Here is a 13,786-nt window from a genome sequence, read left to right on the forward strand (position 1 = left end):
AGAATTTTACAGAACTGCTAAAACGATTGCTCATCTTAAAAACTGCATGCATATGAAGAAACCTACATGACTTCCCCCGTTTAAATAGAGAACGGAGAATGTTTGCGGCATCCTCCGTTTTTGAAAGACAAAGAATTTGCTCTGGCTAGAGCAAAAATCCCATCATTTAATTCAAAACTAAGGTATGAAAAAAAATGGATCAGGCGCGTCCCCCCATGCGCCCAACCAATTCATCAAATGCTTACTCATGATGAAGTTTACCGTTCTGCTTATTATCGCCTTTTCCCTTCAATCTTTCGCCCATGGTTATGGCCAGGAGAATATCAACCTGAACCTGGAGAAAGTGACGTTGAAAAAGGTTTTTAAAGCCATCGAACAGCAGGGAGCCTGCCGTTTCGTTTACAAAGATGAAATTTTGCCGAGAGAGCAGCGTATCAGCATCTCTGTGGCAAATGCCTCGTTAGAAGAAGTTATGAATAAGGTGTTGCAAAACACCGAGTTAAGTTATAAAAGATTGAGCGGAAGCCTGGTGGTGATCACCACCGGTATGGAAGCTGCCATACCCGTGCCTGTTTCAGGTAAAGTCACAAGCGACAGCGGCGAGCCGCTCTCCGGCGTGTCTGTTACCGAAAAAGGATCGACCAATGGTACCGTCACCGATGGTGATGGCAATTTCGTGATAAATGTATCCAATACAAATGCAGTGCTGATTGTAACATACATAGGATTTGTTTCGAAAGAAGTAAGTCTCAATGGATCTTCACAGGTATCGGTTTCACTGGTTGCTGAAAACAAAAACCTCGAAGAAGTGGTGGTAGTGGGTTACGGCACCCAGAAAAGAAGGTCTGTAACCGGCGCTATTACCAGTGTAAAAGCGAGTGATCTGGAAAATATGCCAATTATGCGCGTTGACCAGGCTTTGCAGGGGCGTGTATCAGGTATGACAATTGCCGCTGCGTCCGGACAGCCAGGATCTTCTTCTACCTTACGGATCCGTGGTACTACGACATTAAATAACAGCGACCCGCTTTTTGTTGTAGATGGTATCGTTGTGGACAATGGTGGTATTGATTACCTCAATCAGAATGATATCGAATCAATTGAAGTATTGAAAGATGCTGCTTCCGCTGCTATCTATGGTGCACGTTCTGCATCGGGCGTGATCCTTGTGACCACGAAGAAAGGAAAAGCAGGTACGATGGCCGTTAATTATAACGGTTATGTCGGCATGCAGGAGCCAGCTACAAGATTGAAACTGCTTAATGCAAAAGAATACGCTACTTTATCAAACGAAGCGTTTGCAGCAGGAGGCGGAACCGGTCTTTTGTTCCCCAACCCTGATGCTCTTGGAGAAGGTACAAACTGGCAGGATCAGATCTTCAGCAATAATGCGCTGATCCAAAACCATGATATCAGTATCAGTGCCGGCTCTGAAAAATCAACCTATTATTTTTCTCTTGGTTATTTTGAACAGGAAGGTGTGGTAATGCCAGAAATCTCTGCTTACAAAAGATATAACGCCCGCCTGAACTCAAATCACAAGATCACGAAATGGCTGACTTTCGGAAATACACTTGGATACTCTTACATAAGAAGCCAGGGTATTGGTAATACGAATGGAGAGTTTGGTGGACCACTTGCATCGGCCATTAACCTTGACCCGATCACAAGCCCGATCGTTACTGATCCAAATGACGCAAACGCACCTGTTTACGTTAATAACCGTGTTGTACGCGATGGACAGGGACGTCCGTACGGTATCTCAAATTATGTAAGGCAGGAAATGACGAATCCTCTGGCATATGCCAAAACAAGAGAAGGTAACCATGGCTGGTCGCATAATCTTGTAGGAAACGTGTTTGCTGAGATCGAAGTGATCAAAGGCCTCAAGGTTAGAACAAACCTTGGTGCAAAACAGGCATTTTGGGGAGCCACTTCGTTTAACCCTATGGTATTCCTGAACACTTCGACATTTACAACAAATAATTCTTTTACACGCGAATTGAATCGCGGCTTTAACTGGACGTTTGAAAATACAATCTCTTATGCCCGCAGGATCGGAGATCACAACTTTACACTGCTTGGTGGTACCGGTGCATATGTGGATGATAACAGTGTGAACAGCGGTATTACTGTAGATAATCTTCCCGTAAATACTTATGGAGAAGCTTCGATGAACTTTGAAAGCACGCCTGCGAATCGTCGCTCATGGGGCGGTGAAAGTTACAGGCATAAAGTATCTTCTATTTACGGCCGTCTTGTTTACGATTATAATGATAAGTATTTATTTACGGCTATTCTGCGCCGTGACGGTTCTTCCCGTTTTGGTTCGAATAACAAATATGGTTATTTCCCTTCCGGTTCAATCGGCTGGGTTGCCTCTAAAGAAGATTTCTTCCCTCAGAACAATGTGGTTTCTTTCCTGAAAATCCGTGGTTCTTATGGCGAAACCGGTAATGACGGTTTCGGAAACTTCGCCTTTATCTCTACGATGGGCGGAGGACGTAACTATCCTTTCGGAAATGATAACTACCTGATCGGCTACAGCCCCAACGCACCGGCTAACCCTGATCTTCGCTGGGAATCTACCAGCCAGTTGAATATTGGTTTCGATGCCAACCTTTTCAAAAATCTTACATTGACTTTTGACTGGTATAAAAAGAAAACCAGGGATATCCTGATGGAAGTAGCTATTCCTGCTTATGTCGGCCTTAATAATCCTCTGGGTAATGTTGGCGCGATGGAAAACACAGGCGTTGAGCTTGAGTTAGGCTACTCACAGAAGTTGGGAGATGTGAATTTCAACGTAAAAGGTAATATCTCGTATGTAAAGAATACAGTAACAGATATCGGTGAAGAACGCGAATTCATTGATGGTTCCAGCTGGCAGGCCAGTACTTACAGGCTTACACGTGCCGTAGTTGGTCGTCCTACTTACTCGTTCTATGGATTTGAAACCGCAGGTATTTTCCAGAATCAGGCAGAGGTAGCTAATTACCAGAATAAAGATGGTAAAGTGATCCAGCCAAATGCAGTGCCTGGTGATTTCAAATGGGTTGACCGTGATGGTGATGGTGTTATTACAGAAGCTGACCGTACTTTCATTGGTGATCCCACTCCAACATGGAGCTATGGTTTTACTATCAACGCATCCTATAAACAATTCGATCTTGTTCTGTTTGGGCAGGGTGTTACAGGAAATCAGATCTTCAACGCGCTTCGCCGCCTCGATGTAGCTAATGCTAACTGGACCACTGCAGCACTAGGCCGCTGGACAGGTGAGGGGTCAACAAATTCCTTCCCGCGTCTGACTACAAAAGATAACAATAGCAATTTTGCTTACCCGTCCGATTTTTATCTGTCTGACGGAGCTTATTTCCGTATTAAAAACCTCCAGATAGGATATACCGTTCCTGCTTCATTGCTTAACAGGGCTGGTATCAAAAAGCTGCGCGTGTATGTGGCAAGCGGCAATCTGCTGACTCTGACAAAGTATACTGGTTTCGATCCGGAGATTGGTGGCGGCAGTTATGGTATAGACCGTGGTGTTTATCCTCAAGCCCGCTCATTTATGGTTGGTCTTAACGTAGGTCTTTAATTAAAAATCTGATCACAATGAAACGCAAATATTTATATCAATTCTGTTTTGTTATACTTGGTGCTTCGGCATTATATGGATGTAAAAAAAGCTTTCTGGATGTAGACCCTGTAGGCTTGAATCTGGAAGTGAATTATTACTCAAATCCTGATGAGGCTTTTACAGGGGTTGTTGCTGCATATGATCCATTAGGGATGGAAACCGCTGCAGGAACTTATGCCAATAAGCTTGGGCCGCTCAATGCTGCAAGCGATGATTGTTTCGCTGGAGGTGCTGATGGTGGTGCGGATATGGCTACCTGGCAGGCCTGGAATAATTATTCTGCATTGACACCCGCTGTCGGTCCACAGGACGCTTTCTGGCGCCGGAACTTTGTTGGTGTTTCAAGAGCAAATATTATTCTGTCCAAGCTCGGAAATGTTCCCGGTCTCAGTACTGCATTGAAAGCACGCTATATCGCGGAATCAAAATTCCTGAGAGCATATTACTATTTTGATCTGGTAAGATTGTTTACCAATGTCCCTCTTTTTACAGCGCCTATCGAAGGTGATGCGATCTATACACAGGTTCAGGCAACGCCGGAAGCTGTATATGCTCAGATCGAAGCAGACCTGAAAGACGCTATTCCTGATCTGCCTGTAAACGTAAGTATCGCTTCAGAAGGAGGCCGCGCTACCCAGGGAGCAGCAAAAGCATTACTTGGAAAAGTTATTCTTTATCAGAACAATGATTCAAGAATGATCGAGGCTGCAAATCTGTTCGACGATGTGAACAAATCCGGTAATGTTTATGGCTATGAGCTTCTGACAAGTTTCCCGGCAATATTCCGCCCAGACAACAAATTCAATAAGGAGTCTATTTTTGAGATCAGCCATACCCCAGTAGCTAACAGCAGTTGGAATGGTTGGGATGTTATAGAAGGGAATGTCTACTGCCAGATGATCGGTGCCCGTGGTTACTCCGGGAATATTTATGAATCAGGCTGGGGCTTCAACCCTGTGACTGATGCTTTGCATGATTTCATGTATGGTGACCCCCGTTACCAGTACACGATAGCTGATATTGACAGTATGGTAGCTGTTGGCGCCGCGAGCAATTATGAGCCAGGATATCAGAATACAGGCTTTTTCGTTCAGAAGTTTGCACCGCTGAAAGCATGGCGCTCTACGGGTGGTGGTAACGCAGAACTGAACTATCCAAACAACGTGATCGAGATCCGTCTGGCAGATACTTATCTTATGCAGGCTGAGGCACTCGTGCGTGGTGGCGGCGACCTGGTAAAGGCTGCCGGACTTTTGAACGCGGTTCGTGCAAGGGTTAGTCTGCTGCCGGTTGCGGCTACAATTGAAAATATCTATCGTGAACGCCGCGCAGAGCTGGCAACAGAAGGACACCGCTGGTTCGATCTCGTTAGAACAGGCCGTGCCGCTGCTGCATTATCATCCAAAGGGTTTGTTGCCGGTAAACATGACCGCCTACCAATCCCGTTGAATGAACTGAGCAACACTCAGCTTAAGCAAAACCCCAATTATTAATCAGGCCTAGCCATAAAAAGCTTGTTATGAAGCATATTAATAAAACAAGATTATTGATCGGTGCCACCTTTATCATTGGCGGTGCAATATTCTTCCAGGGATGTAAAAAAGAAGGAGCTGACCTGGAACTTGGAGCAAAACCAGTAGTTGATTTCAAAGTAGTAGAAGATACAGATCCGAATAACCTGATCTTAGTGTCTACTTCAAATGTTCCGGTTATCCCATACTGGACGGTTTCAACAGGCTTTACGCCCGTTGGAGACTCTGCACGCGTGAATTTTGCCAGAGCTGGCCAGTACACGGTCAAAATGAAAGCCTACGGTATGGGCGGAGTTGATTCGATTACAAAGACCATCAATATCGCGCAGAATGATCCGAATGCCTGCCTGCCGACCAAGGCAGCAGGATTTATAGCCAGTTGCACGCAAAAGACATGGAAGCTCAACCCCGCAGCCGGTGCATATGCAGTAGGGCCGAATGCAGGCGACGGAAGCTGGTGGACCAGTGCTGCCAGTGAAGTAACGACCCGTCCATGCGAATTTAACGACACCTACACTTTCAACTTTGCCACAAGTGTATTCGCCTACGATAATAAAGATGATTTTTATTCTGACGGGTATCTCGGAACAGTTCCTTCTCAAGGTTGTCAGCCATCTGCTAACCTTACAGGAGAACAGGCTTTCTGGAAATCTAATCCAAACTATCGATTTGAGGTTTTGCCAGGCGGGACAAAAGGACTTGGCCGTTTGAAACTGATCGGTAAAGGCGCTCATATCGGATTACAAAAGGCACAAACCGCCGGAGAGATCAATTCTGGCCCCGCAGGTACCGAAAATATCTATGATATTATGGAAATGCAGATTAATGCCGGAGGTAGCGGACATGATATCCTGAAACTCGCCCTCTTTTTCGGTGGCGGCTGGTGGCATTTCACTCTGCGTTCTGAATAATAAAAACGATCACTATGCGAAATTTAATCGTATCCACAATTTTCCTGCTGAGCCTTGCATCATGCAAAAAAAGCGGGAGAGACGGCGGGAGTGTGATCACTCCGCCAGCACCGCCGGAAGCAAAGGAATATACTTTTGAAGCTTCACCAATGTGGGCGGATGAGTTCGACTATACCGGAGCTCCAGATCCGAATAGCTGGACCTATGACACCGGCGATCATGGATGGGGCAATAATGAGTTGCAGAACTATACCACGGATGCTAAAAACGTCCAGGTAAAAGATGGCATGCTGACCATCACCGCAATAAAGGAGCCCTCCGGTAGCAAGGCTTACAGCTCTACAAGGCTTGTTTCCCGTGGTAAGAAAGACTTTACCTACGGAAGACTGGAAGTGAAAGCCAAACTTCCTTCAGGACGCGGCACATGGCCCGCGATCTGGATGCTGCCAACGGCCAGAACGTATGGCGACTGGCCAAAGTCAGGCGAAATCGACGTCATGGAGCATGTCGGATACGACCCGAACGTAGTTCACTTCAGTATTCACTCTGAAGCCTACAATCACGTTATAAATACACAGAAAACGGCTACACGGCAGATCCCGACAGCTATGACCGATTTTCATTTATACCGTGTCGACTGGACTCCGGCTTATATCAGGGGATTCTTTGATGGCGTACAGGTATTCAGTTTTGCCAATGACGGCAAAGGATACGCAAGCTGGCCGTTCGACAAAGCCTTCCACGTGCTGATCAACATTGCTGTTGGTGGTAACTGGGGCGGCGTACAGGGAGTAGACGATACTGTTTTCCCCGCAGCCATGTTGGTGGACTATGTACGCTTATATAAGCTGATTCCATAATGCAACGAGATTTATACAGCTGGCCTCCGGCGGCTATAAGAAGCCATAGATAAGGCAATCGTTAAGCACTTAGCAGCAGTTAGTGCCGGGCGGGTCGTTTTCGACCCGCCCTTTTCGTGCTAAGACCTACCGTGTAACCCATATCTTTCCAAAACGATTCGTATGGCGTAAGGTTCCCGCGGATTACGCGGATTATAGCCCTACTGTTGAAATAACAGCTGGTAATGTGAAATTTTCCGGGTTAGAATGCGCGGATTACGCAGATCAACTTCTGCTTTCCGAAGCTAATCCGCGAAATCAGCGCTTTCAGACAACAAACTTGGGCGTTAACGAGGCATTTTTCAATGATGTGACTGATAAATCAGCGTAATCAGCGGCAACCTTACGCCAACCCTACTGATGGGTTCTCGGTAGTGCAAAGAGACGGGGAAGAGGTGAAAGATGTTTTAACAGTGGTGGAGGAGGGGATTGGTACTATTGTTGCGACAGGCGGGCTGGGAGACTTTGCTATACCGAATAAACTTTCTGCATGAATTAGATCTACTCTAAACTGTTTAGAATGTTTTTAGCCGTGGGTTCCGTTTCAGAATTTATAAAGGTGGTCCAGATTGTTTGCTGGATCGCATTACCGGTATTTGCGGTGGTCACCGCACTTATTGTTTATCAACATTATAGAAAAATAAGAAAGAATAGGGAAGAGGCGTTACTGGCCGGAGATCTGCCAACTCCGGCGGCAATGGCACAGCTGAACAAAGAAGCTGATTTTATACTTTTTGATCATACCGGTTTGGTGGATGAATACCACCATAAGCTTTGCAATAGTGAAGCCCGATATGCAGCTTTGCAACATAAATATGCTGCTCTGCAGGTGAAATGTGCGGCCATGGCCGTTTTTGCGGCGGGTGGACAAACCGGAGAGTCCAATATTTCCTCTTATTCGGGTTTAAAACGCGAAGTTGATCGATTTATAAAAAAGTATCATATCGAAAGAGACAGGTCGGCAGCTGCAAATGAACAGCTGACCCATATCAATTTGCAGTTGGAAAAGGAAAATGAGCGGCTGCGGGTTCTGATCGAAAGCCTGACTGTAGCTCCTGAGGCTCAACTATTCGTCCCTGCCGCTGAAAATGTTGCCTGATCTATTACGCCGTCCAAAGCGTCAAGCGCAATCCCCTTTTGAAATAACTTTTCCCCACGCGGTTAGTTTCCTCTTTTCCCTCTTTCATCAGCTTAGCTTTATTTTGCAGTATGCAGCAGTATCTCGACCTTTTACAACATATCCTCGACAATGGAGCTCACAAAACAGATCGCACCGGTACAGGTACACAAAGCGTGTTTGGCTACCAGATGAGGTTCGACCTTCAGAAGGGGTTCCCTTTGGTTACGACTAAAAAAGTACACCTTAAAAGCATTATTCACGAACTGCTATGGTTTCTAAAGGGGGAGACCAATATTGCTTATCTGAAAGATCATAACGTAAAAATATGGGATGAGTGGGCGGATGAAAACGGCGAGCTCGGACCGGTTTACGGAAAACAATGGCGTAGCTGGGAAGGGAAAGATGGGAAGGTCATTGACCAGGTAACAGATTTGATCAAACAGATCAAAACAAATCCTGATAGCCGCCGCCTGATCATCAGTGCATGGAATGTAGCTGAGCTGCCTGAAATGGCATTGATGCCCTGTCATACCATCTTCCAGTTCTATGTGGCAAACGGTAAACTGAGCTGCCAGCTTTACCAGCGTTCAGCCGATGTATTTCTCGGCGTGCCTTTCAATATTGCTTCATACGCTTTACTGACAATGATGATCGCGCAGGTGTGTGATCTTGAGCCAGGCGATTTCATTCATACTTTTGGTGACGTTCATATTTACAGCAATCACCAGGAACAGGTGCAGCTTCAGTTGTCCCGCACACCTTTCCCTTTACCGGAGATGAAACTGAATCCGGCAGTGAAGGATATTTTCAGCTTTAGCTTTGAAGATTTTTCACTTGAAAATTATCAGTCGCACCCTGCTATAAAAGCACCGGTAGCCGTTTAATTCTTTTATCGTTTATTGTTTGATCATGATCCTGACACTCGTTGTAGCAGCTGCCAGAAATAATGTAATAGGGAAAGATAACCAGTTGCTCTGGCGTTTGCCCAATGATACGCGTTACTTTAAAAATGTGACCTGGGGGATGCCGGTAGTAATGGGGAGGAAGACATTCGAGTCATTGGGCAAACCGCTTGCCGGCCGCACCAATATCGTTCTCACCAGAAACGGCAGCTGGAAAGCAGAAGGAGTTACTACCGTGAAAACAATGGATGATGCCGTATTTCTGGCAAAACAAATGGATGTAAAAGAATTGATGGTGATCGGTGGTGGCGAGATCTATAAAATGGTAATGCCCAAAGCCAATCGTATTCATCTTACCCGTGTAGAAGCCGAGCCTGAAGGCGATGCCTGGTTTCCGGAAATAGACTCCTTACTCTGGAAAATGGTCCGGGAAGAAAAATTCCCTGCTGACGAGAAGCATCAGTATGCGTATTCGTTTCAGGTGTGGGAGAGAAGGTGATCGTTGTCCGTTGACCGTTGTCCGTTGTCCGGAATTCAAGTGAGGTGGAATAAAATTGGATCTTCGTGTACAAATTAAAAGCGAGGGGCTATCGTTGATAAACGATAGCCCCTCGCTTTTAATTTGTGTCGGTCAACGGTCAACGGTCAACGGTCAACGGTCAACGGTCAACGGTCAACGGTCAACGGTCAACGGTCAACGGTCAACGGTCAACGGTCAACGGTCAACGGTCAACGGTCAACGGTCAACGGTCAACGATACCTCAGAGTTTCCTACATTTGCGCGTGTTCAATCCATTTCAACTTTTACGCAAGTACGTCCGCTATTATTTTATCAGCTACAATGGTAAAGGGCATGGTATGCATTCGCCGTTCGTTTATGATCTTATTATTCATGTGTTGAATGACAGGAAGGTTTACGCAGATTATGCAAAGGTGGAAGCAGCGAGGAAGCGTCTGCGGCAGGATCAGCGCACGTTGATGGTAGAAGACATGGGCGCAGGATCGATGAAGAATAACCAGGGAAAAAGAAGTGTCGCTGATATTGCGAGGCATGCAGCAAAGCCAGCGAAATACGGGCAATTGCTTTACCGGATGGTCAAATATTATCAACCGAAGGGAATTCTTGAACTGGGAACTTCGCTTGGTATCACCACAAGATATCTTTCTCTCGCAAAACCCTCGGCCACACTGGTCACGATGGAAGGCGCTGCAGCCATCGCGTCGGTCGCGGAAGAAGGAATGCGGCAGGACGGGTTGGATAATGTTAGGCTTCATCGTGGAAATTTTGATACAGAATTGCCGGTTGTTTTAAAAACGTTCAAGCCAGACTTTATTTTTGTAGATGGTAATCATCGAATGAAGCCAACTGTTGAATATTTTGAACAACTTCTCCGTGTTGCGGATAATGATACAATAATTGTATTTGATGATATCCATTGGAGTGAAGAAATGGAACAGGCCTGGTCATATATAGCAGATCATCCTGCTGTGCGTTGTTCCATCGATCTTTTTTTTATCGGTATCGTTTTATTCAGGCAGGAATTCCGCGAGAAGCAGCACTTCACTATACGGTTTTAAAATCACTTCGTAGATTTACTTAGGACGCCAGCAATTTTTTAATATCTTCGGGGTGTGTGGTAATGCAATTCTTCCATTATAAACCGAACAGCGTTCATGACTATCGGATTGATCAAAGAACCCAGCCATGAAACACGCGTATCCCTCCTGGCGGACGCCGTGGGCACTCTCACAAAAAAAGGAATCACAGTATTAGTGGAAGACGGAGCCGGCGAAAAGGCTTATTGTTCCAACGCAGAATATGAAAAGGCGGGAGCCCTGATCAAAAGCAGGGTGGATGTGATCACCGCATCGCAGGTTTTACTGGCCATTAATACTCCTGAATCAGCCGTCTCATTTCCCAAAGGCCAGGTATTGCTGGGTGTATACCAGCCGCTTTATCATCCTGCGTTAATGAAAGAGTGGGCCGCAGAAAATCTTACCGTATTCTCATTGGATATGCTGCCACGAACTACGCGTGCGCAATCAATGGATATACTCAGCTCACAGGCAAACATTGCAGGTTATAAGGCAGTATTGCTTGCCGCAAATACTTACGGACGCTACTTTCCCATGTTCATGACCGCAGCTGGAAGTATAGCGCCGGCAAAAACACTGATCTTAGGCGCAGGTGTTGCAGGATTGCAGGCGATCGCTACCGCGAAACGTCTAGGCTCTGTTGTTGAAGTATTCGATACACGCCCTGCCGTAAAAGAAGAAGTGATGAGCCTTGGCGCAAAATTCATTGAAGTGGAAGGAGCTGCCGATGCAAGTAAAGCAGGTGGTTACGCGGTGGAACAAACAGAAGAATACAAACAAAAGCAACAGCAGCGTATCGCTGACAGTATTGCAAAAGCTGATATCGTAATCACAACAGCACAGATCCCGGGTAAGAAAGCGCCCATACTTGTCACAGAACAGATGATCGCCTCGATGCGTAACGGCTCGGTGATCATTGATCTGGCAGCAGCTACCGGAGGTAATACGCCTTTTACCAAAGACAATGAAACCGTTGTACAGAATGGTGTGAGTATCATCGGGAACTCCGCTCTTCCTTCAACCATGCCTTCCGACGCAAGTAAATTGTATGGCAAGAACGTTCTCAACTTTCTGCAGTTGATCACTACCAAAGAAGGACAACTGAACCTTAACTGGGACGATGACCTGGTAAAAGGAAGTTGTATTGTGCATGCAGGTGAAGTGGTGAATGAGCGGGTTAAAAATCTTTAATGCGACACGCATCGATGCGGGTTGTGAATTTCCTTACTTCGAAATTTCATTCTTATGGATAGTTTTCTTTCATGGATACACGATAATCAGCAGATCATTTACATCGTGATCCTGATGGTGTTTGTTGGGATCGAAGTGATCGGCCGCGTGCCCAGCGTTCTTCATACACCATTGATGAGTGGCGCCAATGCAATACATGGCGTTGTGATCATTGGCGCGATCATCGTAATGGGGAAAGCCGAATCCGATAATTACCTCGCGCTGATACTGGGGTTTCTGGCGGTTGTATTGGGAACCCTTAATGTGGTTGGAGGTTTTGTGGTAACTGACCGGATGCTGGAAATGTTTAAGAAAAAGAAAAAGTAACTGCCGAAATATGCCTGCGGGCACCCGGCAAGCTATTTTAATTTTGAATATTTACTTTTTAATTCCTCTGCATGGAGCTTAATATACTTACTCTTTGTTATCTCATCGGTTCTGTCACCTTTATCGTTGGGTTAAAGATGTTATCCAACCCGGCTACGGCCCGCAAGGGAAACCTGATAGCGGCAGGAGGTATGGTCATTGCCATTCTCGGAACTATTTTTTTGTATGAAGAAGATGGCCAGAAGCTTGGTAATTACGGCTGGATCTTTGGCGGTATTGCCATCGGTACGCTGATCGGTTTTCTCGCCGCGAAGAAGGTAAAGATGACGGCAATGCCGGAAATGGTGAGTTTGTTCAACGGAATGGGTGGAGCCTGTGCCGCCCTGATCTCAATTGTGGAATACGATCACATGATGGCGCATCCTCCATTTGCGGAAGGATTTTCTTTTTTCCCGCCGATGGATACATTCTTCCAGGATCCCGCCATTCCGTATGGGAAAGTGATCATTATTCTTCTTGGGCTGATCATCGGATCTGTATCCTTTGCCGGAAGCATCATCGCATGGGGGAAACTGAACGGTAAGGTGAAAGACTTTTCTTTTAAAGGGCAGCATATTTTCAATATCGTAATGATGCTGGCAATCCTTGGCCTGGCTACATATCTGACCATAAACATACAGGGTAGTAGTCATGTCCTTTTCTATATCATCTTCGCACTATCGTTATTGTATGGCGTATTCTTTGTATTCCCGATCGGCGGTGCAGATATGCCAGTCGTGATATCCTTACTGAATTCATTCACCGGTGTTGCCGCTGCGTGCGGAGGTTTCCTGTATGATAATAAAGTGATGCTGACCGGTGGTATTCTTGTCGGTGCTGCAGGTACTTTACTCACGATCCTGATGTGTAAGGCGATGAACCGCTCCTTGCTGAACGTGCTGATCGGTTCCTTTGGAGCCGGTGCTGCTAAAGCAGCGGGCGGTGACGGCAAACAGCAAGGATCCTATAAAGAAATCTCCCTTAGTGATACAGCAGTAGTAATGAGCTATGCAAGCAAAGTGATGATCGTTCCCGGTTATGGATTGGCTGTTGCGCAGGCGCAGCATGCCTGTCATGAACTCGAAAAATTGCTGGAGGCAAAAGGCGTTGACGTTAAATATGCGATCCATCCTGTTGCAGGACGCATGCCCGGTCATATGAACGTATTGCTTGCAGAGGCGGATGTTCCGTATGAGAAATTACTGGAGATGGAACAGGCAAATGAAGAATTTGCCACTACGGATGTTGTGCTTGTGCTTGGTGCAAATGATGTAGTGAACCCCGCAGCCAAAACAGATCCATCTTCCCCCATATATGGAATGCCGATCCTGGATGTAGAGCTGGCTAAAAACTGTATCGTGAATAAGCGAAGCATGAAGCCTGGATATGCTGGCATTGAGAATGATCTTTTCTTTCAGCCAAAAACGTCTATGTTGTTTGGAGATGCGAAGAAAGTATTGCAGGACCTGATTGCGGAGATCAAGAATCTTTAGGTTTTTGACTGGCTTAAGGAGTATCGCAAAGACCGCAAAGGATCGCGAAGTTCGCAAATAAATTTTAGCGCACATTGCGGGCTTTGCGATACTGCCC

The 13,786-nt window shown here is 46.0% G+C and carries 11 protein-coding genes; all 11 read left to right on the forward strand.

The features are described 5' to 3' along the window. The first annotated feature begins 247 nt into the window (after nucleotides 1-247). Complete coding sequence (locus tag LZZ85_RS23310; protein ID WP_237875817.1) at nucleotides 248-3,598, forward strand: TonB-dependent receptor; 3,351 nt, start codon at nucleotides 248-250, stop codon at nucleotides 3,596-3,598. Between the two features lie 17 nt (nucleotides 3,599-3,615). Further along, nucleotides 3,616-5,133: a RagB/SusD family nutrient uptake outer membrane protein gene (locus LZZ85_RS23315; protein ID WP_237875819.1), complete on the forward strand. Its 1,518-nt coding sequence runs from the start codon at nucleotides 3,616-3,618 to the stop codon at nucleotides 5,131-5,133. Between the two features lie 26 nt (nucleotides 5,134-5,159). Further along, nucleotides 5,160-6,083, forward strand: a complete 924-nt coding sequence (locus tag LZZ85_RS23320) for a hypothetical protein (RefSeq protein WP_237875821.1) — start codon at nucleotides 5,160-5,162, stop codon at nucleotides 6,081-6,083. A 14-nt stretch (nucleotides 6,084-6,097) separates the two neighbouring features. Then, the gene (locus tag LZZ85_RS23325; protein ID WP_237875823.1) at nucleotides 6,098-6,943 is read left to right on the forward strand and encodes a glycoside hydrolase family 16 protein; all 846 of its coding nucleotides are present in this window, start codon (nucleotides 6,098-6,100) and stop codon (nucleotides 6,941-6,943) included. A gap of 559 nt (nucleotides 6,944-7,502) precedes the next feature. Further along, on the forward strand, nucleotides 7,503-8,081 hold the full coding sequence (locus LZZ85_RS23330; RefSeq protein ID WP_237875825.1) for a hypothetical protein: 579 nt from the start codon (nucleotides 7,503-7,505) through the stop codon (nucleotides 8,079-8,081). Between the two features lie 110 nt (nucleotides 8,082-8,191). Further along, entirely contained in the window at nucleotides 8,192-8,986 is a 795-nt protein-coding gene (locus tag LZZ85_RS23335; RefSeq protein WP_237875827.1) for a thymidylate synthase, read from the forward strand. Between the two features lie 25 nt (nucleotides 8,987-9,011). Further along, nucleotides 9,012-9,503: a dihydrofolate reductase gene (locus LZZ85_RS23340; protein ID WP_237875829.1), complete on the forward strand. Its 492-nt coding sequence runs from the start codon at nucleotides 9,012-9,014 to the stop codon at nucleotides 9,501-9,503. Nucleotides 9,504-9,787: 284 nt separating this feature from the next. Beyond that, a complete protein-coding gene (locus tag LZZ85_RS23345) occupies nucleotides 9,788-10,582 on the forward strand; it encodes an O-methyltransferase (RefSeq protein ID WP_237875831.1) in 795 nt (264 codons plus the stop codon). Between the two features lie 96 nt (nucleotides 10,583-10,678). Then, nucleotides 10,679-11,791 (forward strand): Re/Si-specific NAD(P)(+) transhydrogenase subunit alpha, encoded by a 1,113-nt coding sequence (locus LZZ85_RS23350; protein ID WP_237875833.1) that lies wholly within the window; start codon nucleotides 10,679-10,681, stop codon nucleotides 11,789-11,791. Between the two features lie 54 nt (nucleotides 11,792-11,845). Beyond that, complete coding sequence (locus LZZ85_RS23355; RefSeq protein ID WP_237875834.1) at nucleotides 11,846-12,157, forward strand: NAD(P) transhydrogenase subunit alpha part 2; 312 nt, start codon at nucleotides 11,846-11,848, stop codon at nucleotides 12,155-12,157. Between the two features lie 71 nt (nucleotides 12,158-12,228). Further along, entirely contained in the window at nucleotides 12,229-13,689 is a 1,461-nt protein-coding gene (locus LZZ85_RS23360) for an NAD(P)(+) transhydrogenase (Re/Si-specific) subunit beta (protein WP_237875836.1), read from the forward strand. The last annotated feature ends 97 nt before the right edge of the window (nucleotides 13,690-13,786 follow it).

Origin of the sequence: Terrimonas ginsenosidimutans, assembly GCF_022012415.1 — a bacterium.
Classification (GTDB): domain Bacteria; phylum Bacteroidota; class Bacteroidia; order Chitinophagales; family Chitinophagaceae; genus Terrimonas_A; species Terrimonas_A ginsenosidimutans.